A 25860-nucleotide genomic window follows, 5' to 3' on the forward strand; every position below is an offset into this window, starting at 1 on the left:
AGATGCCGATCACTCCCGGAACGTAGTTGACCCTGGGCGTGGTTAGAGAAGCGGACCTGCATGTCCGGCAATGAGTAGCCATCTTTCATCTTCGTGGATCCAAACTTGAGTCATGGGCATGCGGTTTTGCCTCCGGCCGGCCATCGTGGATACGTCGTCAGTAACGATGCAGGTCAGAACGGCGGTCGTACCGAAGATGGTGATCGTGGGGTGTTCGAGGGTTTGCGAGTGCCAATTGTTCTGGCCGCCGATGTTGGAACGAACGTATGTATCGCGGTCGAACCGGTCGCCTTTGTGGGAAATCCAGCAAAACTTGGGATGCAGCAGACGAACCAAAGATTCTGCGTCACCTCGCTTAAGGGCTGCGGCTCTTTCTAAAGCAGCCTTTAGCACCTCGTCCGTAGTGAGCATGTGTTGAGCATGTCAGTGACTGGCCGGTGTTGGGAACTGGCAGTTGCCGGTAACGGACACTTTCAAAGTGGCTAGGATGGCGGGATGGGCCAAGCACGCGTGCTGATCGTCGGGGCCGGCATCGCCGGTCCGGCCCTGGCCTACTGGCTCGCCCGGCACGGATTCCAACCCACCGTTCTTGAAAAAGCCCAGGGACTTCGGTCCAGCGGCAACCCGGTCGATGTTCGCGGCGGAGCGGCCGAGGTGGCCGGACGGATGGGAATCCTGCCCCGACTTCATGAGGCGGCAACCTACCCGACCGGTTTCGCCTTTGTCACAGCCTCCGGTCGATGGATTGGGCCTCTACGGGTGGGCCGGCCCGGCGGCAACGGCGTCGAGGTACCCAGGGCCGATCTCTCCTCGATCCTCGTCGACGCTGTCCGGGACGAGGCCGAGTATATTTTCGGCGACTCGATCAGGGCGCTGGACCAGGACACGGGCGGAGTCGAGGTCAGCTTCGAGCACGCCGCTCCTCGCCGGTTCGACCTGGTCGTCGGCGCCGACGGGCTGCACTCTAGCCTGCGCACCCTGGTGTTCGGAGAGGAGAGCAAATTCGTCCGTCACCTTGGCCTTTACATCGCCACACTGCCGCTCGATCGCCCCGCACGGGATCCGAGCACCATCCTGATGTACAACGCGCCCGGTCGTTCACTGACTGTCCATCCGGTGCGGGGCAACGAGGGCGCAGCTTTCATCTTCCGCGGCCCGGCCCTTCAGGAGCTCGACCGCAGGGACGTTGACGCCCGCAAACAGATCATTATCGACGCCTACACCGGCGACGGCTGGCAAGCACCCGTGCCGCCCGTACTGCCTGAGCTGCTGGACCTGCTCCGCACAGCCGAGGACCTGTACTTCGACGCGATCAGCCAGGTTCGATTGCCGACCTGGTCACATGGCAGGGTGGCACTGCTCGGGGACGCCGCAGCCTGCGTATCACTTTTCGGCGACGGATCGAGCCTGGCCATGATCGGAGCCGCTACCCTCGCCGAAGCCCTCGCCGCTAACCCCCATGACCACACCGCCGCTTTCCGCGCATATGAAAGCCGCCATCGCAAGGCCAGCCGCCCGAGCCAACACGGTTATACCCTCGCGGCCTCGCTGCTTGTTCCCTCGACCCGGAAAGGGATCGTTGTCCGTAATCTCATAGCCCGCCTGCTCCCACGTGCGCCGCGACCGCCCCTGTCCGCCGCCGGATCGACATGATGCCCACCAAAAAGCACTTGGAAATCGAGCAGGGGGCCATGTGATGGTCCTGTTCACTGAGAATGACGCACCATTTTCACCGGTCCGCTGCGCCTTCACGGATCTGGCAGCAATTCTCGATCTCCCTAGAACTGGGACCGGGGAAAAACGATTCTTAGGGTTTGGAGGCAGGAGGGTCTCCAGGGGATGCTGCCGCCGCTGGAAGCTCGTGCTGGATCCTTTGTATCTGCTGAGCCTGATGGGTTTGCGGGCAGAAGATTTCGTCCGCGATTCCGAGGAGTTCCCCGCTGCCTTGGTGTTGGGACCCACCGGATGGGGCTATGTGGATCGGAGATAGAAGGCCTGCCGCTCCCCCAATCGGCAGGCTCTTTTGCGCCTGGTACAAGGCGCAGCAGCTTTGGCGAGGGGAGCGAGTTCGCAGCGATGAGCATTCGTTCCATACAAATTGCCCTTCTTCGCAATATCCGAAGAACCGAACGCAGGCAACGACAAGTTCTAGGCCACGTTGCAGTTGGTCGGCCGTCTCCAATGCTGGTGGCGGCCCTTTATGCGCTCCGTATCGACGGTACTTGCTGGCAAATGCGAGTACACGCTACTCGTGTCCGCCTATCTCGTGAACAGTACTGTCGACCAATAAGCCCAATGGGAACACCGGTGGGCATTCGGTGACGACGGCGGATGGTATCGGGATGGCGATTGAAGGACAGGGCCTGAAAGCATCATGTAGGGCGCAATCCCTTCAGCTCCACGTTCTCCTGAGCCCAAGCCGGCAAGGCGCTGGTAGCCCCGGAAAGCATCCTGGAAGAGCATTCCGTTGGGACACCCGGCATTCATCTTCGAGAGCGGTCCGTGGCTCTTCCCGGCGGGTCAGTCCATGACCGGGCCCGAGTCCGACAGTGAGCCCTTGCCGCTTCTGAGCCATCCGTGTTGGAGATGCTCCGCGCTGATTTGGAGGACGATGGAGTTTGGGCGGTCTTCATTGCACCTGCCACGCTCCCTAACCAGGGGCGCGGCAGCTCTATGTTCTACCGAAAGTCTTCCGGACCCGGCTCCCCCACTGCCGGTTCTGAACCCATCAGGTCGCAACACAACTGTCGGCTCTAAACTCCTCATGGCGATTCTTCCTCCTATTCAGACTTCTCATGGTCTGAAACGGGAGAAATGGCATGACCGGCTAGTTCGGCTGCTGAGCGGAAGAGGATCTGTCGAATCCAGTGAGAGGGCCGTGCGTCCTCTACATAATGCGGGGGAAGGAGGGCTTCCGGCTTGTGACGAAAGACAGGTTATCGGCGTTCAAACAACGGGAGTGGAAGTGGATGCGAGAACTCCCGTCCCTGGGAGAATTAGGCATTTTCGCAGGTCAGAAGCGGTTTGTGTTCCTTCCTTGACGGCATTGCTCGCAGGCCCAACCCACTCTGTCGACGCCGGCCGGACTACGCGACGCGTGCGCCGGAGGCGAGCTGGACGGCAACGTCGATGATCATATCTTCCTGTCCGCCGACGTAGCCGGCTTTGCCGATTTCTTCAAGAATCTGCCAGGCGGGGACGCTGTAGCGTTCCGCGGCGCGTTCGGCATGGATGAGGAAGGAAGAATAGACGCCGGCGTAGCCCTGCATGATGGAGGCCCGGTCCATGATGGGCATGCGGGTGATAATCGGCTTGACCACGTCTTCTGCTGCCGCCATTAGGCCGTGAACGTCGACGCCGGTGCTGATGCCCAGGCGTTCGAACGCTGCGGCGAGGACCTCGGTGGGTGAGTTGCCCGCCCCGGCGCCCAGGGCCAGGAGGGTCCCGTCGATCTGCTTGGCGCCCGCCCGGGCGGCGTAGACGGAATTCGCGACGCCGAAGCTGAGGTTCTGGTGGCCGTGAAAGCCTACCTGGGCGTCGGTGCCGAGTTCGGTCACCAGGGCGCCGACACGGTCCGAGACGTCCTCGAGGATCAGTGCCCCGGCGGAGTCCACAACGTACACGCACTGGCACCCTGCATCGGCCATGATCCGTGCCTGTTCGGCGAGCTTTTCCGGCGTGGCGCGGTGGGAGAGCATGAGGAAGCCGACAGTTTCCATGCCGAGTTTGCGGGCGTGCTGGAAGTGCTGAATGGAGACGTCCGCCTCAGTGCAGTGGGTTGCAATCCGTGCCACCGATGCGCCTGCCTCGTGGGCGGCGTTCAGGTCGTGGATTGTTCCCAGCCCCGGGAGCAGGAGCACCGCAATCTTGGCGTTTTTCGCTTCGTCAACGGCCGCGCGGACCAGATCCAACTCAGGGGTGAGGGAGAACCCGTAATTAAACGACGACCCGCCCAGACCGTCACCGTGCGTTACTTCAATAACCTCGACCTTGGCGTCATCGAGCGCGCGGACGACGGAGCGCACGTGGTCTTCGGTGAATTTGTGGCTCATGGCATGGGAGCCGTCGCGCAGCGTGGTGTCAGTCAGCCGGACACTCAAGTCAGTCATCCGTGTCATTGTTATGCTCCTACAGGTGTTGAAGAGATGGCGGCGTCCATGCGTTCGGCCAGCAGGTCAGCTGTCCGGGTGGCGGCGGCGGTGATGACGTCAAGGTTCCCGGCGTATTCGGGCAGGTAATCGGCCGCACCTTTGACCTGGACCCAGACACCGACACGGCCGTTACCGTTCCAGTCCTCGCGAGCGGGATCGAACTGGGGCTCAACCCGCAGGGAGTAGCCGGGGACGTAGTCCTGGATCTTTACGACCGCCTCGTCAATGGCGGCACGGATCCGATCCTGCAGCTCGCCAGGCTCTGCGGCTGCGGCGGGGATGGCAGCGTAGATCGTGTTGCGCATGATCATGGGCGGTTCCACGGGGTTGATGATGATGATGGCCTTGCCGCGCTTGGCCCCGCCGACCACTTCGAGGGCCTTTGCGGTGGTCTCGGTGAACTCGTCGACATTGGCTCGGGTACCGGGCCCGGCAGATTTGGAGGCAATGGATGCCACAATTTCCGCGTACTCGACAGGAACCACGGATGAGACCGCTGCAACGATCGGCGTGGTGGCCTGCCCGGCGCAGGTGATCATGTTGACGTTCAGGACGTCTTCGAGCGCGTCCAGGTTCACCACCGGGCACAGGTACGGGCCGACGGCGGCAGGGGTCAGGTCGATCGCGTGGATACCGGCGGCCTTGTACTTGGGAGCGTTGACCTCGTGGGCCTTGGCTGAGGTGCATTCGAACACGAAGTCGGGAAGTTCGTCCTGGGCCAGGAGCCAGTCCACGCCTTCGGCGGAGGTGGTGAGGCCCAGCCGTGCGGCGCGGGCGAGCCCGTCGGAGGCCGGGTCCACGCCGATCATGTATTTGACTTCAACGTTGCTGCTTCGGCGCATGATTTTAAACATCAGGTCGGTGCCGATGTTGCCTGAGCCGACGATGGCTGCTGTTTTCTTTGCCATGGTGGTTGTCCTTAGTCTGTGAAGTGAATGGTCAGTGAACCAAGCGGACCGAAATCTGCGGTCGCCGTACTGTCCGTGACAACCGGCATGGCTGCGGTGAAGGAGCCGGGCAGGACCAGCTGGCCTGCTTCGAGCGCCACGCCCTGTTCGCCGAGGACGTTGGCGAGCCAGGCCAGCGGCGCCACGGGGTTGCCCATGACATCGGCCCCCGTGCCGGTGCCGGTAACTTCGCCGTCGATCACCAGCGAACAGGTGACGTCCTGAAGATCCGCGGGGTCAATATCCAGCGGAGTCGTTCCAACCGCGATCGCGCCGCAGGAGGCATTGTCGGCTACCGTGTCGACCAGTTTGATGTCCCAGTCCGTGATGCGTGAGTCAATGATCTCAATCGCCGGATATATAGCACCGATCGCGGCGGCGGCCTGTTCCAGGGTGATGCCTGGTCCCTGGAGGGACTCCTTGAGGACAAAGCCGAACTCCGGCTCAACCTTGGGTTGAATAAACGTGGACGCCGGGATCCGGGCGCCATCGTGATGCACCATGTCCTCGAAGAAGAACCCGAAGTCCGGCGAGTCCACGCCCAACTGACGCTGCATAGCCACCGAGGTAAGGCCCACTTTGCGCCCAGCCAGTACCCGTCCGTTGGCGAGGTGCTGTTCAAGCTGCGAGTTCTGGACGTCGTAGGAATCTGAGAGGGTCATTCCTTGGAGTCGGTCCCGCAGCGGGGCCACCGGCACCAGGGACACGGTGGCTGCCAGCAGCTCATCGGCGAGGCCGTCAAGGACCGCTTTGCGGGAGGAAGTTATTGAAGTATTCATTGGAGTGCCTGCCTTGTCTTGAGGTCCCGATTTACGCGGTTGGATTTTTCTGCGCCCGGTCGGAACTGCCTCAAACTCTCTCGCCCCCCCCGGGATCGGGAACGACGGAATGTGCGGGTGTGCGGGTCAGGAAGCGCGGAGGCTGCCCTCACTGCCGGCTCGGCTGACTGATTCCATTCCCAGGAAGCGCAGGGCGTTCCCTCCGAGCATGTTCGCCCGCTGTCCCTCGTCCAGGAACGACGCGGATCGGATGAGCCGGCCCGCTGGCTGCTCACCCAAGGGGTAGGGAAAGTCGCTGCCGAGCATTATCTGGCTGGAGCCCATCGTGTCCATCAGGAGCCGCAGGGAGGGTTCGTTGAAGACCACCGAATCCACGCTGAAACGCGATACGTAATGAGAAGGCGGGAACTGGGATTTGGCAATCAGGTCCCCGCGCCTGTGCCAGGCGTTGTCCATCCGGCCCAGCCAGTAAGGGAATGATCCGCCGCCATGGGCAAAGCAGAGCTGCAGGGATTCCGGCAACTTGTCGAAGCCGCCGCCAAGAATGAGCGACAGAATTGACAGGTGCGTTTCGGCCGGCATTCCGACAAGCCATTGCGCCATCCAGCGGTCCAGCCGCGATGAATTGGGCATGTCCCAAGGATGGACGAAGACCGGGACATCCTTGTCGGCGCAATGCTGCAGGAAGGTGATGATTCCGGCGTCGTCCAGGTCCCGGTCACCGACATGGTTACCGATCTCGACGCCCTTATGTCCGTTGTCCATGCAGCGGTCCAGTTCGCGGCACGCAGCGTCGGTGTCCTGCAGTGGGACCTGACAGAACGGAACCAGGCGGCCCTGGCCTTCGGCGGCGATCTCCAAGGCAAGGTCATTGAATATTTGGCTGACTTTGACCGCTTCCTCCGGTTTTCTGCCGTAGGAAAAGAACACCGGCGTGGGTGACATGACTTGGTAGTCCACGCCGTCGCTGTCCATTTGTTCAAGCCGCACCTGTGCCTGCCAGGCGTTGTCCTGGATAGGACGGAATTCTGTGTCCCCCATCATCATCATGGCTTCACGTTCGCCGTCGACGCGGAGCGAGGGCCATGGTCCGGCGGACCCGGTGTGCTCCTCCAGGTCCGGCCAGCCCTTCGGCACGTAGTGGGTGTGGATGTCCACGACGGGGGTGCGCTCAAGAAGGGAGCTATCCTCCATGGTCACCCACGTCCAGGGTGGACGGCGCCGCAGTTGGGGCAGGTCCGGGCGGCATCATCGCTGTTGTAAAAATCCTCGAATACCGGGGGCAGGTCCGCCACGATATCCCGGACCTGAAGCTCTACCTCGTGGATCTTGTGGGAGCACTCCATGCAGTACCACTGGAACTTCTCCAGGGTGCCCTCTTCTCGGATGCGTTCGACGACGATACCAATTGAACCGGCCTCGGGCCGCTGCGGGGAATGCGGGAGGTTTCCCTGCAAGAGCCAGGTCTCGCCTTCCTTGATGTCGATGCGGCGGGGGCCCTCATCGGTCATGACGTTGACGTGCATGTTGCCCTTGACCTGGTAAAACCATTCCTCATACGGATCGACGTGGAAGTCGGTCCGCTGGTTGGGTCCGCCGACGACCTGGACAATGAAGTCTTTGGAGCCGGTCCACATGGCTTTGTTGTTGACAGGGGGCTTAAGGCTCGCTGAGTTCTCGTTGATCCATTGCTCAAAATTATGGATGGGTGCGATGTCAGTCATGACTGTTTCCTTATCTCTGGTGTGGCCGGGATTTTGGCGACTGCCTGGATTTCAATGAGTAGGTGGGGGTGCGGAAGTTGGTGGACAGCGACCGTTGTGCGGGATGGCCCTGTTTCGTCGAAGTACTGTGCGTAAACCTCGTTGTATCCGCCGAAGTCGTTCATGCTGACCAGGTAGGTGGTGATCTGCACGAGGTCCCCGAGGCCGCCGCCCATTGAATTCAGAATTGACTCGATGTTTTCAATGACTGCCCGGGTCTGGGCGCGGATGTCAAGGGATGTCACCCCGAGATGGTCCACTTCCACCCCGACAAATGTGTTATCCGGCAGGCGGCTGCTGGTGCCGGAAATGAACACTAAGTCGCCGGCCTGCTTGTAGTGAGGGAATCGGCCACGAGGGGTTGCCAGGTGCGGCAGAACCTTGGAGTCAGTCATTGTTTTCCGCCTCAACATTCAGGCTGACCGTGCCGAGGCCTTCGATATCTGCGCTGACGAGGGCGCCGGGCGTCAACGCGACGGCCGCGGTGGCTGCGCCGGCGAGGATCACTGATCCTGCAGGGATGGTAAAGCCGTATTTGGCCGACATGGCGAGCAGCCGGGGCAGGGTCAGCAGCGGGTCTCCGAGGATATCCGAGGTGGAACCTTCCGCGGCCGGTGCCCCGTCGAACTTCAGCGCCACGGCGCGGCCGGCAAGCTTCGGCGTCATTGGCTGCCATGGCCCGATGACGTAACGGCAGGCCGAGGTGTTGTCGGCGACAACGTCGGGGAGGCTGAAGCGGAAGTTTTGGTATCGGGAGTCGATGACCTCAAGTGCGGGAGCGACCGCTTCGACGGCGGCCAGGAACTGTTCCTCAGTGGACTCCGGACCGATGCTTGTGCTGAGTCGGAAGGCTATTTCCGGCTCGACGCGGGGGTGGACGAGGCCCTTCAGGGAGAGACTTCCGCCGTCTGAAATTTCCATGGCGTCGGTGAGGAATCCGACGATCAGTTCCGAAACGCCCATCTGGGCCATCTTGGCTTCGCTGGTGAATCCGAGTTTCCGGCCCGTGCTCCGTTCCCCCCGGTTTCGGCGCAATTCCAGGAGCTGGTTCTGGATCGAGTAGGCCTGGTCCAGGTCGAGGCTGTCGCCGAACTGTTCTACGGCCTGACCGGTGAGCTGGGCGCTGTCCAGGGACGCGGCAGCATGCTCCAGCTGTGCCTCATTAAGGGTGGTGCTCATATCGTTTCCTCCTCGGAAAGGTTGATGCAAACGTTGGTGGGGTCGGTGTAGAAATGCAGAGAGTTCGTGCCGCCTTCCCGGCCGATGCCGGAGAGACCGGTACCGCCGAAAGGTGAGCGGAGATCCCGCATGTACCATGTATTCACCCACGAGATGCCCGTCCTCATGCGCCCGCCAACGCGGTGGCCGCGTTCGAGATTGCCTGTCCACACTGAGGCGGCCAGACCGTACTGGGTATCGTTTGCCAGACGCACCGCTTCGTCTTCGGTGTCGAACGGGATCAGACCGGCGACGGGACCAAATACTTCCTCCCGCATGGGCGAACTGTTGTGGGCCAGTCCGGTCCAGAGGGTCGGGAGAACCCACGACCCCTGTGCCAGGTCTGCTGGCATATCCGGAATCCTGCCACCGACAATGGCCGTACCGCCTTCGACTTCAGCCTTCTCGAAGTAAGAAAGGACCTTATCCCGGTGCTTTTGTGAAATGAGCGGACCGGTAGTGGTCCCCTTATCGAAGGGCTTGCCCAACACCAGTGACTTGGCATGCTCTGCCAGCCCCGCGACCACTTCATCGAAAATGGGTCGTTGAATGTATACGCGCTCGGTGCACAAGCACACTTGCCCCGTGTTCGTGAAAATGGAACGGGTGAGTCCAGCGACGGCCTGCTCAATGTTTGCGTCCGCAAAGACCAGCGCTGCGTTCTTCCCGCCGAGTTCAAAGGAGACCGGACGGACTTTAGGGGCAGCTGCGCGCATGATGGTTGAGCCGGTCGAGGATTCACCCGTAAAGGTGATGCCGTCCACGCCGTCTGCAGTGGTAAGAAATTCGCCGGCCGAGCCCGCACCGAAACCGTGAACGACGTTGTACACGCCATCAGGCAGTCCGGCTTCCTTCATGATCTCCCCCAGCAGCGTGGCGGATGTTGGCGTTTCTTCGGACGGTTTGACGACCACGGCGTTGCCGCAGGCAATGGCCGGGGCGACCTTCCACGTCAGCAGGAGAAGCGGCAGATTCCATGGCACGATGACGGCAACGACCCCCAGAGGCTTGCGCAGTGCGTAGTTCAGTGCGCGGCGCCCGTCCGGGAACTCTGTCAAGTACGAATCGACGCCCGCCGTGGCGATCATGTCAGCGAAGGCACTGAAATTCAACGAGGCCCGGGACACGTCAAGATCCCTGGCCAAGGCCTCAGGCTTGCCGGTATCACCGATTTCGGCAGCGAGGAGATCGTCGAAGCGCTCTTCGATCCGCTCGGCGATGCGTCGCATGACCGCGGCGCGCTGGTTTGCCGTGTACCGGCCCCACGGACCTTCGAGGGCTTTCTGCGCCGCGCCCACGGCGGAATTAACGATGCCGCGGTCCGCTTCCGACACCACGGAGAGGACGCTTCCGTCCACGGGATTGACGTTGTCGAATCCCGTGCCGCCTTCCAGAAATTCGCCGCCAACAAAATTGCGTATTAGCTGTGTAGTCATGCAGTCTGCTCCAATGTGGCCCCGATTGTCTTCGGTGTGTTCCAAACCACACCTTTCCTGAGTTCAATTGTCACCGTCATTGCCATGCTCGTCTAATAGATAATTCGTTGCTTCGCATAGCAATACAGGCATACGATTCCCCTATGGACCAAACCCTCATTGACGGCCGGATGAAGATCCGGCACCTAGTCCTCGCCCTGGCGATAGCAGAGCACGGCAGCATTGTCCGCGCTGCCCACCACCTTCACATCACTCAACCGGTCGTCACACGTGGTCTAAAGGAGCTTGAGCAACTTTTAGGAGTTGAATTGTTCGACCGAGGACCCAAAGGTGTAACGCCGACCGTCTTTGCCGTGGCCTTCCTGGAACATGCACGGGCCATACTCGCCCACCTCAGACAGGCATCGCAACATGTCTCCGAGCTTTCAAATGCGACCGCAGGGACGGTAACTGTGGCAACCCACCTGGCTGGGGCGAATCTGCTCCTTCCCCGGGCGATAGCGATGCTCAAGTCCAGCCACCCGGGAGTCTTGGTCGTTGTTCGGGAAGGGACTCCCGACAAGCTTGACGCCGACCTCATGTCAGGCGACGTTGACCTGATCGTGGGGCGTCAAGGACAGCTCAGCTTTGAAGCACCAGTGCGCCAAGTGGATCTATACGAAGAGCCCTTCCGGATCGTGGCCCGCCAGGATCATCCCGTACTGCTGACCTCGGATCCCCAACTATCAGAGCTGCGTCAGTTCCCCTGGATACTCCCGTTAAAGCAGACCTCGCTTCGACGAGAGCTCGAGGATCTGTTCCGACAACAAGCAGTGGTGCTCCCCGAGGAGAGGATTGAATGTACAGCTCCCCTGACCGTCCGAACAATTATCGTCGAGACAGACTACCTGGCTGTCCTCCCTGAGACACTGGCCTTAGCTGAACCGCAGCTCGCCGTCGTCCCAACACCGTTGGCAGGCGTCAGCCAGAAGATCGTGGCAACCCTCGCCGCGGAATACTCTCCCAGCCCAAGTACCGCTCTGATGCTGGAGTGTTTAAAGGAAATCGGGGCCCAGATGGGACGGACACCGACTCCCGATAGCGTCCAGGACTCACCAAAGAAGTCTCCTAGTGGCATGTCCATTTAGACATGCAATTCAGCCGAAAGAACATTTCTCAAGTATTCATTCCGGTGGGATACTCGAACCGAGCGTCGAGAACGTGGAGGACGCCGTAGAGATTTCCGGACGAACCCGGGCTTGCAGGTAGGCCGACTGCCTGACCGAAGGCTTTTTCATGTGGCCGGCACCCTTCGAATGAGCCGGAGTGCCGACCTTTCCACCTAAGCGTTACAGTGCTCCCCAAGAAAGGCCTTCAGATGGCAACTACTTTTCGCCGCTCGCAAGCCCACGACCGAGAAGCCATCCTGCATCTTATGGAGGAAGCACGCGGGGAGGGACTGACAAATGAAGAAAAATCACAGCAGGGCTTCGTTCAGGGCCCGATGGATCAGGACATTCTGGCGCGGCTCGAGAGCGGCCCGGGTATCTTCGTCGCCGAAGTCAACGGTGAGATTGCCGGATTTGCAATGTCAGCGGAAAAGCACCACATCGCCCATAACACGCCAGCCATAAGGGCAATGGCGGAAGCAGCGGCAACAGGCCCACACCTAAATCAGTTCCTTTACGGGCCCACGGCCGTCGCCAGGGCATACCAAGGTCAAGGGATACTCACAGGAATCCTTGTAGCAATCAGCGCACATCTAAGCCCGAAGTTCGACCAAGGCGTCGCATTTGTGGAGACAACAAATAGGAAGTCGCTCTCCGTACACCGGCACTACGGCATGACAGAACTTGCCGCCTTCGAAATCGGTGGCCGTGAGTACATACCTTTCGTTTTCAGCCCGAAGCTATTCCAAAGCCCCGAAAGAGCTGAACTCTTGGCCGCCGTGACGGACCTCAGTCCACTTCGGAAATAACTACGTCGGCAGTTGAAGCGGCTTCAGCGCCGGTTTGCTGCTGCCGGTCCGTGATCGCAGGGCCGCCTCGCCTACGGCGTGACCTGTCTCCGACAGCACCGGCATCACCGTGAAAACGCCCCAGCAACACGTTGCTGACTGTGACAGATTTGGGTGGTCCCGGTAGGACGGTTTATGTCCCCCTTCGTGGCTCACTGGGCAGGTGCGACGGTTATATGTGGCCTCACCTTCAACGTTGGATTCATCGGTGGATGGAGGCTACGGATGGAGTTATTCGCCCAGATCCGACTACTAGATGCGGGGGTTGAGGGCTTATCGGTCCGTGCTCTGGCAGTCCGACACAAGGTGCATCGCCGGCGCGTGCGTCAGGCGCTCGAGTCGGCGGGGCACGCTCCGCCGTGCACACCGTCGACGCCCTCGTTGCCTCCGGGGCTGCAGCCATCTTGTTTCCACCGCAATCAACTGCGAAATCAGTTAGATTCTGGCCAGGCTGGACCGCACCTGGTTTGCCCTCGTCCCTGCACCAGCATCACCGAGGTCGCGGTGCAGGAGCCGAGTAGTAACGTCAGGCGGGGGCACACCCCAACCTGACAGCCCTGCCCAATAGGCCTTGACTTTCATCTGGTACGGGCCTAGAACTCAACCTGACAGGATGAGTTTCGGAGGCGCGGATGGTCGGACAGCGGATCGGGTACGTGCGGGTGAGCACGCTGGATCAGAACGAGAAACGCCAGCTCGAAGGCCAAGTTCTTGACCGGGTCTTCACGGACAAGGCCTCCGGCAGAGACACAACCAGGCCACAACTCACGGAACTGCTGCGGTTCGCCCGCGACGGGGACACCGTGGTTGTGCACAGTATGGACCGGCTCGCCCGCAACCTCGATGACCTACGTGCCCTCGTCCAGGGCCTGACCCGCAAAGGTGTGCGGGTGGAGTTCGTCAAAGAGAGCCTGGTCTTCACCGGTGAGGACTCCCCCATGGCCAACCTCATGCTCTCCGTCATGGGGGCCTTCGCTGAATTTGAACGCTCGCTCATCAGGGAACGCCAGAGGGAGGGCATTGCCCTGGCGAAGCAGCGCGGCGCCTACAAAGGGCGGAAAAAGACCCTTACGCCGGAACGGGCGGCCGAGCTGGCCCAGCGCGCCGGCAGCGGTGTTCCGAAAGCCGTCCTCGCCCGCGATTACGGGATCAGCCGGGAGACCGCCTACCAGTACCTGCGCCACGCCAAGCTGGAGTGAACCGCTCCCCCGCCGGCGCCCGTCGTTGCGCAGCAGCCCCCGTGGCCGTAGCTTGACGGAATATTCATTATTGGCGTTGAAAGTACGGGAGTAGAAGTGGCTGCGGGAACTCCCGTTCCAGGACTAGATCGGCGTTTCTGTGGCTGCGCTTGACCCTGAGTGGTCCAAGCTATTGCCGTGGCAGGATGCCTACCGGGAATTCGCGGACGAGTTCGAACACCGAGCTCGGACCGACGGGCGATTTCGGAAACCTAGACGCCGAGTGGACGGCGGTCCGCAAAAAGCCGAGCGTATTTTCGGAAAGGCCGCCGACAGCGGGAATTTTGAGGGGAACGGTTCCCCAAGATGGAAAGTCAGGGCTCTCTACGATGCGGCCAAAGACTTGTGTGCCATAGACGGAAGCATCCGGCTCGCCAGACTGTCCATTTACGACAACATAGACGGCGTTCCACTCGGCGAGCTCTTACTGGGCTCCACGCCCGTCGATGTGTCTGCACTTCGGGATCTACTTGGGGAACGAACCATAGGCGCTGACGCCCGCCCATTGCACTCCTAGGGGTGGCTTGTGAAAAGTGAAATATCCGACGCTAAGGTTTTGCCGAGCGTCGCAATGGCCTGTATTTGCCGGGGTTGAGGTGGTTTGCGCGCAGCCAGGTGTAGTCGCCGGTGAGGTTGATGTGTTCCCATCCCAGGGGTGAGAGGAACCGCAGCAGGTCCGGGTCCGTGGTGCCACCGTCGCTGTTCAGGGTGGCGACGGTGCGGTCGAGGTAGACGCGCAGATGCGCGTGTATGTGGACACCGTGCGCAAGTGGAGCACAAGCTTCGCCGCCGGCGGGCTGGACGGGTTCAAGGACTTGGCCCACCCTGGTCGGCCACACACGCGGTTCAGGTCGCCGAGGTCAAGGCCCTGGCCTGTTCCCCGCCCCCGGAGGAGACGTCGCTCTCGCGCTAGTCAAGTGCCGAGCTGGCCATCGAAGCGGTCGACCGGGGCCTGGTTTCCGCGGTCAGCGCGGCCCGCTGGCCGGCCAGGAATGCGGGGCAGTGGGAAGAATAGGCTGTAATCAATGACGCCGAAAAGAGTCGTGCCCCATGAAGAGCGGCCGCAATAGCCCATTCAGCCAAGCTCCGGGTTCTGCTCGCTCCTATGCAACCAGATCATCAAGGTGGTTCTGGTGATGTTGGCGGTCGGGGTGGACTCCGCCATTGTGGCCCGGGGATGCACGCCACACCACCCTGGCAGGTTTGGCCTCCGCTCTCCATTTGTACTTGCCTGCTACCTCATGGTCGCAGCGCCCTCGCCCGCGTCCGTACAGGGTCGAACGCCTCGGAGATACGACATGACCCCCAGGCCCGGAAATCAAGGCATATGGCGGCACCCGCCCCAGATAAGAGTGGCATGTGCCTTCAACAGCCTCCGTCACCGGCGCGAGCCGGATGGGAGCATCGAAGTTACAAATGTCGTTTCAAATTGACGATCGTTAAAAAAGCGTGACATGAGGGGATCGTCTTGGTAATGTACAGCTCAGACGCCGACCAGCGTCCTCGCGCCGAAGAAAGGCTTGAAGTGACAGCTGACCATCCTGCCTCAGGGGGGCAGTCATTCTCGGCGAAAGTCGAGGATCACGCCCTTACGCCCGTCCCATTATCGGAAAGGAAGTCCGGTTGGGGGTTAATGACCAACAGCGCCGGAATCGCCTCAACCCTTGTTCAGGTGGCCATCGCTGCTGGCGTCACCATGATCGCCGGGGTGGGGTGGGGAATCTTGGCCGGCGTCGTCGTAGCGGTATTTGGCGGCACCTTGGGATGGCTGGTAGGCCACGTCGCCTACGTCTCGGGTACCTCCAGTACGGTAACCGCACGCTATTACGGGCTGGGGCGCCAAGGATCGGTTCTGGCTTCCCTTATCTTCGCATTCATGATCTTGGGATTCCTTGCCCTCGAAAACGCCCTGCTGTACTACGGAACCCTCTTTATGTTCGGTTGGACACCAACCTTGCTGAACGCAGTTCTCATCTACGGCGTTCTCACAGCGGTCTGGATTCTGCTCACAATCTACGGAATGAAAGTCGTACAGCGAACCTCCATCATCCTTCTGATTGCTTTCGTTGTCCTGACGGTCACGATGGCCACAGTTGCGCTGGCAAACTCACCGCTGTCCCTGGGAGACATTTTGGCGGCAGGTCCCATAGGTGGAAACGGAAACGAGATGGCCAACTTTGGAGTTGTTATTTCGATGCTGGCCGGAAGCGCCGGAGCCCTTGCACTTGTAGACGCTGATTACGCCCGTTACGCCCGATCAACCCGAGATGTCGGGATTCTGGCCGTAGGAGGCGCCATCATGATTGACATCATTGTCGTCATCCTAGGTGCCGTCATTGTTCACGCCAGCGCGAATTCCGTGACCGATTTCCTGACCCAGAACACCGCCGCCGCGGCAACCCAGACGGGGGACTCAATAGCGGAGAAGGTGTCGTGGATGATCGCCAACAATACCGGCGCCTACTTCATCATCATTTTCGGGATCACCGGGTTCATCCTCATGTACGTCGCACAGGTCAAGGCGCAAGTTCTTAACACGTACTCCGGATCCCTTTCCCTGGTCAATCTCGTGGAAGGGCTCACCGGGAAGAGGCCAAGCCGGCTCAGTGCAGTCATTGCAGGGAACATCGTGGCATTGCTTATGATCGCCGGAAACATCCTGGGGCTACTGGGCAGTTTCCTTGGCATCCTGGGCGTATCCACGACGGCCCTTGCCGGCGTCATTATCGCCGACTACTTCATCGTCAGAAAGCGCAAACCGGTGACTGGCAACGAGACAGAGGCGGTGAACTGGGCCGGCGTTATCACCGTTGTTCTGGCAGCCGTCATTGGTTCTGTTCTGACCGAGGCGCGGGTCACACCACTGGGCTTCCTTGTCAGCCTGGTCATCGTTCTGGTGCTCTACCCCGTTCTTCGGAAGTTTGTGTTCAGAGCCCCTAACTACACGGTTGAAGTTGCTGAAACGCCAAGCAGGGATCTGGTCTAAGCCGAAGTTACGTGAGCCGTGACGTTTGAAATCCCCGCCATGGTGGGGATTTCAGCGTTTCCGGGGTTCCTCCTTCTGCCTACTTCAGGGTGAGCGGGATGGGTTGGCCAATGAGGTCGAAGGCTCTGCGCTGGATCGGGGTCGGTTCGGCCAGGGTCGGGATCGCCGGGGCTGTCCCGTCGGTGCCGTAGCGGCTGTCGTTGCGGGTCAGCGTGGCCAGGTGGGCTAGCAGGGCCTGGAAGCTGTGGGGGCGGGTTGGTCCTCGTCGGTGAAGGTCAGCGGTGCCCAGGCCCGGCGCAGGTGCCAGACCAGGTAGGCGGCGAGCAGGCAGATGAACACGTGGGCCCGCACACGGGTTTCGGTCCAGTGATGGATTGGGCGCAGGTGCAGGGCGATGGCCTTGATCGAGCGGAAGTCGCGTTCGACGTTTGCCAGGGACTTGTAGGTCGCAACAACCTGCCCGGCGTTCATCCGGGTGACGTCGATGGTGGTACGGATGAGATAGATCCCGTCCAGGGCGGTCTCGGCCGCGATCTGTCCCTCGTTGCGGGCGCAGGTGAAGCGGTCGTCGTCGATGGTGAGGGTGAAGTGTTTTTCCATCCGGTATTTGCCAATGATTTTCCCGGGCCTCAGACCGGTCTTTCCAGCACCGGTGAGCCGGCCGGCGTCAACGGCGGCGGTGATTTTCGCGAGCTCCTTCTCGGTGACGGCGAGCAGCTCAGTGCGTTTGCGTCCCCGTTCGGCAGCCAGGGCCCGGTTGCGGCAGGCGACGAGCCGTTCGCCGGGGAAGTCGGGGTGGGTGATCTCGGCCCAGGTTCGCCTCATCGAAAAGGGACATTTGCAGGGGCCCGTCATCGGCGGCCAACGTCTTGATCTCCGGGGCGCGCAGCGCGGTGACCCAACCGAACCAGCCCAGCTCCTCCAACGCCGCGATGCGGGCGGTGGTGATCATGCCGCGGTCCCCGACCATGACCATCCCCTCCAGTCCGTACCGGGTTGTGAAGTCCGCCGCCAGGGCCTCGAACGCGGCCGGGTCCGCCGTGTTCCCCGGGGCACAACCCGCACCGAGACGGGCCGGCCTGCGGGATCGGTGAGGAGCCCGTACCCGGTCTGCTCCACGCCGCGCTTTTTGTCCCGGGAATACCCCCGGCGGCCAGCGGTGTGGCCGGTCACCTACGAGGAGGACAGGTCGAACAGGGCGAGCCGGTCCGGATTCGCCTCCGGGTTTAGGTGCCGGGCGGCGAGCTTCTTTTCGATGCCCTCCTGGCGGGCGGCCAGCCAGTCCATCCCCGCATACACGTCATGGGTGGACGCGCCGGCCAGGCCGAGGTCCACGGCGAGGGTCGTGTCTTTCCACAGATGCAGCGTGGCCAGTTTCGACCCGGGCTTGCAGATCCGGGCAATGACCAGGGCAAACGCCATGTCCCGCTCCCGGCCGGCAGGCCCAGGGCCTGCGCCTGCGCGAAGACCGCGGGCACCAAGCGGTGGCCCTTCAGCCCGGCATCGATGAGGTCGACCACGTGCTCGGGCAGGGCGGAGAGGTTCGCGACGGTTTCGTTGCAGACCTTCCCGTTCTGCCGCTAGGTCCGGCGCAGTGTGTACGCGGACCGGTATTCGCGCTCCTGGCCGTTCCTGCCCGTGTGGGATTTCTTGACCCTGACTACATGAACCGCACTGCCACGCTTCGCCATGCCAGGGTTCTACGGGCGAAACGGCCCGCAGTCGATATCCAGAAGCCAAATCTTCTGACTACCTTTCAGAACCAAAAGAAGGTTTCCGCCGGAATCCCAACGATTCCGGGCGGCAAGCCCACCTAACTTCGGAAAACACTGCTCCTCCACAAAAGGCGGCCGCCATTCGCGTATAGGAGTGGCGGCCGCCATTCGCGTATAAGAGTGGCGGCCGCCATTTACTTTGTGCGACGGCACAGGACGCCGCGGTGTTGCTGGACAGTTAGGCCCACATTTGGGCATAGGGGTGAGAGCATAGCTCGATCACCGTTCCCCAAGGGTCTTCGCAGTAAACAACGGAGTAACCGCGTTCAGCGTTGATTACAACGGCGTCGGACCGTTGCCGTCCGCCAGCCTCGACGATCCGGGCGATAGTCGCTTCGAAGTTCGGGGCGGTGAGCGCAAGATGATATATCCCGGTCTTCCAGAATTCAAAATTATTGTCACGCCTTGATGTCTCCGGGGACGCAAAGTGGAAGAGCTCAAGGCCGGAACCGTCGGGCCAGACGAGGTGGGCGAAGGAAAAGCTGCTGAATCCGACACCGTAGATCGCAGCGGCCGCCATGCCCAGGTCCGTGTCGTCTTCCACAACTTTGATGGGACCCGCGAGCACATACATTCCGAAGGCTTCGCGGTACCACTGGATAGCTGCATCGAGGTTGGGCACGGTAACGCCGACGTGTGAGAAAGCGGTGGGTTGAAGCATTGAACTTCTCCTGGATCGTTGGTTGTTGCTCTTTCTTGGACTAAACCCTTGGCCATTGCACTAGATAAGGCTTCTGGCCACCAGGTGCCCGGAACCTCCGGACAGCCCAGGCCCAGGATGCGTTGATGCGCCGATGTGCCAAAGACCCTTGACTGCTGTCCGGTGGCCTGCGGCTTCCGGGAACGGGCGCCACAGGAGGTTTTGGAAGAGCTCGGCCGATCCGCCGTAAGGGTCACCATTGACTGCGTTCGGATTCTGCTGAGCTAGGTCAGCTGGCGAAAGGATGTCCCATGCCAAGACGGACGCGCGGGTGCCAGGCGCGAATTCCTCCAGTCTGGCAAGGATCCGTTCCATATAACCCGCCTTCAGTTCCTCGGACCAGCCTTCCGCAACGGACAGCAGTCCCGCCGCATCCCCTACTGGGCCGAATGGAACTTCCTGTAACTGCAGCCAAAGCGTCGCTCCACCCGCGGGTGCACGGGATGGATCCAGGATCGATTGCTGTCCCACCACGACCGTGGGCTCGGCGGGAAGCAGCCCGGCCTCTGCCTGCGCGCAGGCGATACCAATGCTGTCCGAGCCATTGCTGAGGTGAATCAGAGGAACCGTATTCAGGCGAGAATCGAGCCATTGGAGCGGCTTATCGAGAGCCAGATGGATCTGCATCGCCCCGCGGCCGTTCTGAAACCGGTTTGCTGCGGCTGCGGCGGCCGGCACCGCATTGTCAAGTAATTTTCCGTACAGGGCTTGAGGGGAAACGTTTGCCAGCACTGTACCTGCCGCGACGGGCCCGTCCGACGTCATCAGCCCTGAGACGCGCCCGGCGTCGATTCTTATCTTTTCAACGTTTGTGTTCAGCATGATGCGCACCCCTTTCTCGCGCAGCAGGGATTCAAAGGCAGCCACAAAATTTGATGCACCACCTTTCACCACAGGCAGTCCGAAGCCGTGCATGGTCAGGGCCATTACGGGCATCATCACGCCGCCGGTGGCGCTATCGGGCCCAAGGCCGGCGTGGAGAAGCCAAGGCGACCAAAGTTGGTCCGCCTCCCAGCCGTCGAATCGACTTCTGATATAGCTGCGCCCGCTCATCAGGGCGTCGCGCAGAAAGGCCTCATTTCCCTTGATTTTGCCTTTCTTCAGAGCTCCCAGGGCGATCCGTGAAACGTCCTTGAATGATCGAAGCTCAGCCCCAAACGCACCAAAGACAGTGGAAGCGTTTTTCCCGAGGTCGTCAATCATATCCAGGTAGGCGCTCCCCTCCCTGGGGGAGCTCAGAGCCAACGCCGTAGATTTGGGGTCCCTGTCGGCAACCACGACGCGGTGCTTGCCGGTGGTCGGGTCAATGCCAATGCTGGCCGTCACCGCCCCGTCTGCGTTGCAGTACTCCAACCCGCGCGCATGCAGCTCCTGGCCCAGTTCCTTGTAGGCATCCCCTGAAACGAAGAGGGGGTGCCACGATGAGAATGTGTCATGAATAAAGCCAGGAATGGTCCGTTCGGAGGAATGGATGAACCCGCCCAGCCGATCCATGCGTTCGATAAGGCAAACGCGTTTCCCGGCAAGAGCGAGCTCCGCAGCCGCTACCAGAGAGTTGATTCCTGAACCGATAATCGCAATATCTTCGGGTGCTCGCATGCGCTTTTTTCATCCTTTTCTATGACTGGCGGGGCTACCTTCCACCGGAACGCACTGCCCAGCTGCTCACCGAACTGGGCGGCGCCCCGGTCAGCCAGGGCTCCTCGGCTCGCCGGTACACCGGCTTCCGTCCACGAGAACCATGGTTGCCAGCGTTCTTGAATCCACTGGCATGAATTGTTGGGTTTCGTCGTGCAATCGGCCCCGAGCTGAAGCGGTGACTCGCCTGGTCCGGATGGTTTCGCTGTTCCAGCTGAGGAGGGCCCCGCCGGATCGCGGGAGGGCCCTCCTCAGCTGCTTGCAGTGCTGCTGCTACCGAGCGCCGACCTTGGCGCTCTCGTCTTTCGTGTCGCCGTCGAGCTGCGGTACGGAAACCGGGTCATCGACACGGCGCTTCGGAATCGTGGCCACGGCGCCGGCCGCCACAACGGCGGTTCCGGCGAAGATTGCGAAGTTGTACTCGAACGGCAGTTTCGCGTTGCCGATCCAGCCACCGATCAGCGGTCCGGAGATCGCACCGATACGGGCGAAACTCAGCGCCCAGCCCGTTGCCGTGCCGCGGATCGCGGCCGGATAGTAGTCGGCGATGTAGCCAGTCAGGACCAGCGAGGTTGAAATGGACCCGATGCCGGCGAACGCGACGAATACCAGGTTCACCACCATGTTGTTGGGGAACATCAGCAACATGATGCCCAAACCGCCCAGCACATAGAACACCAACAAAATCAGCTTCTGGCCGTACTTGTCGGCGGCGCGGCCCAGAACCAGGCCCCCGACGGCGGACGCGAGGCTGAACACTAGGAGGAATGTCAGCGACGAGCCAAGATCGTACCCGACCTGCTTCATGATCGACGGCAGCCACGTATTCAGGCCGTAAACCAGGACCATTCCGCAGAAGAGCGCGATCCAGAAAAACACCGTGGACCGCAGGTACTTTGGCGAGAACATGACGGTGATGGTCTTCCACAAAGGCGCAGACTCGCCGTTCGGGGCTGCCGGCGCTCCCACGGGTACGTAGTCGGGGATGTTCAGCTTCGCTGCGGGAGTGAGGGCATCCTTCCCGCGTCCCTTGGATTCGAGGTACTCCAGGGATTCGGGGAGCAGCTTCCAGATGAGGGGCACCAGGACAACCGGCAGCGCGCCGAAGCCGATCACCCAACGCCATCCAGCGGTAGGAAGCACGAAGAGCGCCACCAGCGCCGCAGCGACGATGCCCAGCAAGTATCCCGAGTACATCACTCCATAGTTAAAGGAGCGCTTCTTGGGGGCCGAGTATTCGATGGTCAGCGCAGCCGCCACCGGGACCGCCATCGTGGTGTCCTCGCCGGTTCGCAAGGCGGCCAGTTTCATCCGTCCAGTTCCCTTCAGTCAGATATGGAGACTTTTTTACGACCGTCACATGTGCTCAAGGTAGCACGAAGGAAAGGATCTGAACAAGGGTCTTTTTCGAACCAGCGGCCCGCGACCGTGCACATGGTCAGCGACCAGGCCTCGGCCCCGGTGAACTGGCGCTTGTTCGTGCCCGAGGCCTGGGAAGGCCCGGACATCAAGCACAAGCGAACCCGCCCGTACAGGCCCCAGACCAACGGCAAAGTCGAGCGCTACAGCTGCACCATGCTCGATGAATGGGCCTACGCCAAACCCTACGCATCAGAAAGCGAGCGTGTTGCCGCTTTCACCGACTGGCTCCATCACTACAATCATCACCGAGGCCACACCTCACTCAAAGGTCAGCCACCGGCCAGCCGCGTCACTAACCTCTCAGGTCAATACACCTAGCGTTCTGGCTGTGGGGCTGGCGACGGGGGCCACGTGACTCGACGTCCGCCGAGCCTGGTAAGTGCCCGGCGGGATGCGTCGTCCACTGCTTTGGCGAGGGTTTGCAGATCTTCCTGCGGAAATTGCCGGTCTTCCATGGCTACTATCCCGTTGATGACAACTGTGCGCGCGTCCCGTCCCGACCCTCCGTAAACGAGGTTAGGCACCGCGTTGCCGAGCGGGTCAGGCCACCATTCGGGACCGGACATGTCGAAAATCGCAAGATCGGCGGCCTTCCCAACCTCGAGTGAGCCGATTCGGTCACTCCATCGGGCGGCGCGGGCACCTCCTATGGTGGCCATTTCGAAGACGTGAAACGGGTTCATGATCAGCGGGTCTTGGCGGGCGTCCTTATGGGCGCACGCCGCCAAGTACATTGTCCTGACCATGTCCAGGGAACGGCTGATGATTGATGCGTCTGTTCCGAGAGCCACGTTGGCTCCGGCGGCAACCAAGTCGGGTATGACGCCATGGGAGACCCAACCGTTTCCGCCTACGAAGCTCGATCCTGGACAGTGGGCAACCTGGGTGTCTGTGGCGGCCAGCAGTTCGATGTCCCCGTTGGGTATCCAGCCGATGTGTGCCAACAGGAGGTCGGGTCCGAGCAGGTTTGCCTTTTGCAAGCGGTGGATGTCAGAATTCCGGTTGTTGGTCGTTTCTAGTGACTGGCGGCCTATGAGGTGGGAGACAACACCGACACCGCGGGCTGCGGAGGCCTCGGCAACCCGACTGAGCAGGGCATCACTCGCAACTATGGGCATGTCGATGTTGTATGCAGCCCGGATCAGAGAGTCAGGGCCGCCGCGATATTTCGCCACGGTCTCCTCTGCGCCTGCGATGGCGTCTTCGAGCGCCTCTACGCGTCCCCCGAACGGGCCGGCGACGTCTGTCAGCTTGCGGGTGATGACTCCTCGTATACCTGTGTCAATGGCTGCACGTGCTATCGCGTCGGGTTGCGGTCCTGCGCCGTCGACGAATGTTGTTGTTCCGTGGCGGATCATCTCGATGAAAGAGGCTTTGGCGGCCAGGAAGGCGTCTTCGTCGTCGAGTTGGTCCTCGTAGGGAATGACCCGTTGACTGAGCCGCACAAACTGGGGGGTGTCGTCGCACATTCCAGGGATCAGGGAGTCTATGGGATGCGTATGAGCATCGATGAATCCCGGCACAACAAGCCCTTCGGGTTCGTCGATGTGCCGTACCGGCGCGAAGATGTCCACGAGCTCAGCACGCGGTCCTACTGCGACTATATTGCTTCCCTCGACTGCAATGGCGCCGTCGAAGAGGATCCTTCGTTCGGCATCGACCGTTACTATGCAGCCGGCCGTGATCAGCAGGTCGACCTTTTGTCGCATGTCCGATGTCATGTCACTCCGTTCAATTGTGTGGTTCACCAAAGGGACGTTTTTTGGGTGCAGACAGGAGTCTGCCGAATGAGCGCGGGTGACACTCCGAGGCGGCGTCGGAATACCTCGGTCATGTGTGCCTGACTGCAGAAACCTGCTTCATAGGCAATATCCGCGATCCTACTGCCGGTTTCGCCAAGCAGGCGGCGCGCCTGATGGACGCGGTATTGCATGAGGTACTGGTGAGCGGAGATCCCGAAGGCTGCGGAGAAGAGGTGAGCGAAGTGCACCGGACTAAGGTTTCCTGCTGCGCGGGCTAGTTCTTCGACTGAAAGCTTCTCCATGAAGCGTTCGCCAACGAGCCGCAGGGACTGCCCCAGCCGTGCATCTGGATGCGTCTTTGGCGGCGGCGCGGGTGCGTGGTGCAAGGCCCTAAGGGCCGTGGTAATGAGCCCACTGACTTCGTCCTCTGTCACCGTGCCCTGGAGCAGATTACGGCGGATTCCCTGGGCGGCAGTGGCAAAAGCTTGGTCAAGCGCTCCCGCATGACGTCCTCAAACCCGCCCACCATGGCAGGGTCTATTGTCAGCAACAGGTACTCGCACGCATACGCCTTCTCAATGCTGACTGCGGCGCCTGCAGGAACGAAGTAAAACGAATCAGCCGGGACAACTGTGTTGATCATATGTCCACCCAAGTCCAGTGTGACGAGATTGGGCAGGAATTCTATGCCGATCAGGTGGTGATGCAGGGTAACTTCAGCCCTCGAGAAACCTTGGGGGTAATACAGGACGTACCCCGAGTCATGTACAGCCTGCCAGGGTGCCGCCGCAAGTGGCGGCACCCCCCGACGCGCTCCTGATTCGGGGGCCCACTCGGCGAAAGCGTCGATGTTCAACGGCGGACGCGCAATTCTACGTGCCCGGCAACAGGACTGGGGTTCAAAACTGCTGGCGGCCGGGAGCCCGGAGCCCTGCCTGTTCCAATTGCGGTAACACCGACTGGCTGAAGGCAGTCAGACCGCCCTCGTAGTCCAGCCAGGACATGAGGAACCCGTCTACGCCTGCATCCGAAAGAGCAGAGAGCTTTTCAGCAATGTCCTCAGCTGAACCCACGAGAGGATAGCCGCCGTAGCCGGCAGCCACAGCGAAACGCACATGCTGCACTACTTCTGGCGGCCAGGTCTCGGCGTTGCCGACGTTGTTTGCCATGAACGAATCCACTCCTTCGGCGTCGCCCTGATTCACCACGTAATCCTGGACATAGGCATCGGCCTGCTCACGGGTGTCACGCTGCACCACGTAGCATGACATCCAGACTTCGATCTCCTTTCCATGGATGTCCCGCGCCTGCCGGCGGTATTCCTCCACCTGGCGCCTAATGGCTTCCGGCCGGGGGTCCTGCGGGACGACAAACGCGATGTCACAATTTTTCGCCGCGAAGGCACGACCCCGTTCAGACCCCCCTGCATTCAACAGAGTCGGCCTGGGGAAAGGTGCGTGGGGCTGGGCGATGGCTCCTTTGAGCTGATAAAACGTGCCATCATAATCGAAGCTGCGCGGATCAGACCACAAGCGGTTGAAGATTTCGACCCATTCATCGGCGAGGGAATAGCGGTCATCGTGGCCCGGCATGGCGGTGCCGAACATTTCCATTTCGGCCCGGTACCAGCCGCAGACCAGATTCATGCCGAAGCGGCCGCCCGAGATCAGATCCACCGTTGCAGCAGACTTTGCCGCGATGATCGGGTGGACCGTTGCCAGATGTACCGTGCTGACCACTTCGATATGCTCCGTTACGGCGGCAACTGCCGCCGCCCAGGTAAAGGTCTCGAAAAGATCTCCTGAGTAGTGTCCGTCTTTGTGGAAGGGTTTCCACCTGGACGCTGAGACGAGTTTCTCGATGCCGAGACGGTCCGCTTGCTGGGCGATTCTCAGGTTATTCTCCCAAGTAGGCACGAACCTGTCCGGGTGATTTGTAAAGGCCGCACCCCCGTTTATGGCAAAAACTCCGAGTTTGAGCCGGTTTTCTGTGGGCTGGACGGTCGGAACGGATGAGGAAGCGGTTGAGGTGTACGTCATGGTTCTCCTGGTGAGCGCGGGCCGATTCAT

At 61.0% G+C, this 25860-nt stretch carries 22 protein-coding genes and 3 pseudogenes; 7 read left to right on the forward strand and 18 right to left on the reverse strand.

Going from position 1 to position 25860, the window contains the following annotated elements:
* Positions 1 to 42 precede the first annotated feature (42 nt).
* Positions 43 to 411: a nuclear transport factor 2 family protein gene (locus QFZ40_RS11040; protein ID WP_306904407.1), complete on the reverse strand. Its 369-nt coding sequence runs from the start codon at positions 409 to 411 to the stop codon at positions 43 to 45.
* Positions 412 to 495: 84 nt separating this feature from the next.
* On the opposite strand from QFZ40_RS11040, the gene QFZ40_RS11045 reads away from it, so the two are divergent.
* Positions 496 to 1653 carry an FAD-dependent monooxygenase gene (locus tag QFZ40_RS11045; RefSeq protein ID WP_306904408.1) on the forward strand — a complete coding sequence of 386 codons (1158 nt, stop codon included), beginning with the start codon at positions 496 to 498 and terminating at the stop codon, positions 1651 to 1653.
* Between the two features lie 1433 nt (positions 1654 to 3086).
* Here the strand turns inward: QFZ40_RS11045 and dmpG are convergent.
* The 8 genes from dmpG to QFZ40_RS11085 all read right to left on the reverse strand — a co-directional run bounded on the left by dmpG (position 3087) and on the right by QFZ40_RS11085 (position 10294).
* Positions 3087 to 4109, reverse strand: coding sequence for a 4-hydroxy-2-oxovalerate aldolase (dmpG, locus tag QFZ40_RS11050; protein WP_306904409.1), 1023 nt, complete (start codon positions 4107 to 4109; stop codon positions 3087 to 3089).
* 11 nt (positions 4110 to 4120) lie between these two features.
* Positions 4121 to 5059, reverse strand: coding sequence for an acetaldehyde dehydrogenase (acetylating) (locus tag QFZ40_RS11055; RefSeq protein WP_306904410.1), 939 nt, complete (start codon positions 5057 to 5059; stop codon positions 4121 to 4123).
* Between the two features lie 11 nt (positions 5060 to 5070).
* Positions 5071 to 5877 carry a 2-keto-4-pentenoate hydratase gene (locus QFZ40_RS11060; protein WP_306904411.1) on the reverse strand — a complete coding sequence of 269 codons (807 nt, stop codon included), beginning with the start codon at positions 5875 to 5877 and terminating at the stop codon, positions 5071 to 5073.
* A gap of 126 nt (positions 5878 to 6003) precedes the next feature.
* The gene (locus tag QFZ40_RS11065; protein ID WP_306906899.1) at positions 6004 to 7071 is read right to left on the reverse strand and encodes an amidohydrolase family protein; all 1068 of its coding nucleotides are present in this window, start codon (positions 7069 to 7071) and stop codon (positions 6004 to 6006) included.
* A gap of 2 nt (positions 7072 to 7073) precedes the next feature.
* Positions 7074 to 7601: a 3-hydroxyanthranilate 3,4-dioxygenase gene (locus tag QFZ40_RS11070; protein WP_306904412.1), complete on the reverse strand. Its 528-nt coding sequence runs from the start codon at positions 7599 to 7601 to the stop codon at positions 7074 to 7076.
* A complete protein-coding gene (locus QFZ40_RS11075; protein ID WP_306904413.1) occupies positions 7598 to 8035 on the reverse strand; it encodes a RidA family protein in 438 nt (145 codons plus the stop codon). The genes QFZ40_RS11070 and QFZ40_RS11075 overlap by 4 nt, the downstream gene beginning before the upstream one ends.
* The gene (locus QFZ40_RS11080) at positions 8028 to 8819 is read right to left on the reverse strand and encodes a 2-keto-4-pentenoate hydratase (RefSeq protein ID WP_306904414.1); all 792 of its coding nucleotides are present in this window, start codon (positions 8817 to 8819) and stop codon (positions 8028 to 8030) included. The genes QFZ40_RS11075 and QFZ40_RS11080 overlap by 8 nt, the downstream gene beginning before the upstream one ends.
* A complete protein-coding gene (locus QFZ40_RS11085; RefSeq protein ID WP_306904415.1) occupies positions 8816 to 10294 on the reverse strand; it encodes a 2-hydroxymuconic semialdehyde dehydrogenase in 1479 nt (492 codons plus the stop codon). Before QFZ40_RS11085 ends, QFZ40_RS11080 begins: the two co-directional genes overlap by 4 nt.
* Positions 10295 to 10437: 143 nt before the next feature.
* Here QFZ40_RS11085 and QFZ40_RS11090 point away from each other — a divergent pair, with 143 nt between their 5' ends.
* The 4 genes from QFZ40_RS11090 to QFZ40_RS21750 all read left to right on the forward strand — a co-directional run bounded on the left by QFZ40_RS11090 (position 10438) and on the right by QFZ40_RS21750 (position 14045).
* Positions 10438 to 11421 (forward strand): LysR substrate-binding domain-containing protein, encoded by a 984-nt coding sequence (locus QFZ40_RS11090; protein ID WP_306904417.1) that lies wholly within the window; start codon positions 10438 to 10440, stop codon positions 11419 to 11421.
* A gap of 287 nt (positions 11422 to 11708) precedes the next feature.
* On the forward strand, positions 11709 to 12251 hold the full coding sequence (locus QFZ40_RS11095) for a GNAT family N-acetyltransferase (RefSeq protein WP_306904418.1): 543 nt from the start codon (positions 11709 to 11711) through the stop codon (positions 12249 to 12251).
* 671 nt (positions 12252 to 12922) lie between these two features.
* Positions 12923 to 13489, forward strand: coding sequence for a recombinase family protein (locus tag QFZ40_RS11100; RefSeq protein ID WP_306904420.1), 567 nt, complete (start codon positions 12923 to 12925; stop codon positions 13487 to 13489).
* Positions 13490 to 13628: 139 nt separating this feature from the next.
* Positions 13629 to 14045 (forward strand): DUF7255 family protein, encoded by a 417-nt coding sequence (locus QFZ40_RS21750; protein WP_444861237.1) that lies wholly within the window; start codon positions 13629 to 13631, stop codon positions 14043 to 14045.
* A gap of 31 nt (positions 14046 to 14076) precedes the next feature.
* Here QFZ40_RS21750 and QFZ40_RS11105 read toward each other — a convergent pair.
* Positions 14077 to 14262, reverse strand: a pseudogene (locus QFZ40_RS11105) (Tn3 family transposase); the annotation flags it as partial.
* Between the two features lie 899 nt (positions 14263 to 15161).
* Between QFZ40_RS11105 and QFZ40_RS11110 the strand changes: the two are divergent.
* On the forward strand, positions 15162 to 16514 hold the full coding sequence (locus tag QFZ40_RS11110; RefSeq protein ID WP_306904421.1) for a hypothetical protein: 1353 nt from the start codon (positions 15162 to 15164) through the stop codon (positions 16512 to 16514).
* A 79-nt stretch (positions 16515 to 16593) separates the two neighbouring features.
* Here the strand turns inward: QFZ40_RS11110 and QFZ40_RS21755 are convergent.
* From QFZ40_RS21755 to QFZ40_RS11135, 4 genes and pseudogenes are all read right to left on the reverse strand, one after another.
* Positions 16594 to 18205 (reverse strand): annotated as a pseudogene (locus tag QFZ40_RS21755) (IS1634 family transposase).
* Positions 18206 to 18467: 262 nt separating this feature from the next.
* A complete protein-coding gene (locus QFZ40_RS11125) occupies positions 18468 to 18950 on the reverse strand; it encodes a VOC family protein (RefSeq protein WP_306904424.1) in 483 nt (160 codons plus the stop codon).
* 60 nt (positions 18951 to 19010) lie between these two features.
* Entirely contained in the window at positions 19011 to 20588 is a 1578-nt protein-coding gene (locus QFZ40_RS11130; protein ID WP_306904425.1) for a phytoene desaturase family protein, read from the reverse strand.
* A gap of 312 nt (positions 20589 to 20900) precedes the next feature.
* A pseudogene (locus tag QFZ40_RS11135) lies at positions 20901 to 21893 on the reverse strand (MFS transporter); the annotation flags it as partial.
* Positions 21894 to 21962: 69 nt separating this feature from the next.
* On the opposite strand from QFZ40_RS11135, the gene QFZ40_RS11140 reads away from it, so the two are divergent.
* Positions 21963 to 22367 carry an integrase core domain-containing protein gene (locus tag QFZ40_RS11140; protein WP_306904427.1) on the forward strand — a complete coding sequence of 135 codons (405 nt, stop codon included), beginning with the start codon at positions 21963 to 21965 and terminating at the stop codon, positions 22365 to 22367.
* Here QFZ40_RS11140 and QFZ40_RS11145 read toward each other — a convergent pair.
* The 4 genes from QFZ40_RS11145 to QFZ40_RS11155 all read right to left on the reverse strand — a co-directional run bounded on the left by QFZ40_RS11145 (position 22364) and on the right by QFZ40_RS11155 (position 25860).
* On the reverse strand, positions 22364 to 23797 hold the full coding sequence (locus QFZ40_RS11145) for an amidohydrolase family protein (RefSeq protein WP_306904428.1): 1434 nt from the start codon (positions 23795 to 23797) through the stop codon (positions 22364 to 22366). The two genes, QFZ40_RS11140 and QFZ40_RS11145, sit on opposite strands and share 4 nt — an antisense overlap.
* The gene (locus tag QFZ40_RS21685; protein WP_373427424.1) at positions 23794 to 24093 is read right to left on the reverse strand and encodes a helix-turn-helix transcriptional regulator; all 300 of its coding nucleotides are present in this window, start codon (positions 24091 to 24093) and stop codon (positions 23794 to 23796) included. Before QFZ40_RS21685 ends, QFZ40_RS11145 begins: the two co-directional genes overlap by 4 nt.
* A gap of 128 nt (positions 24094 to 24221) precedes the next feature.
* Complete coding sequence (locus tag QFZ40_RS11150; RefSeq protein ID WP_306904429.1) at positions 24222 to 24647, reverse strand: hypothetical protein; 426 nt, start codon at positions 24645 to 24647, stop codon at positions 24222 to 24224.
* Positions 24648 to 24690: 43 nt separating this feature from the next.
* A complete protein-coding gene (locus QFZ40_RS11155) occupies positions 24691 to 25860 on the reverse strand; it encodes an LLM class flavin-dependent oxidoreductase (RefSeq protein ID WP_306904430.1) in 1170 nt (389 codons plus the stop codon).

The organism is Arthrobacter pascens, assembly GCF_030816475.1.
In the GTDB taxonomy this organism is placed as follows: Bacteria; Actinomycetota; Actinomycetes; order Actinomycetales; family Micrococcaceae; genus Arthrobacter; species Arthrobacter pascens_B.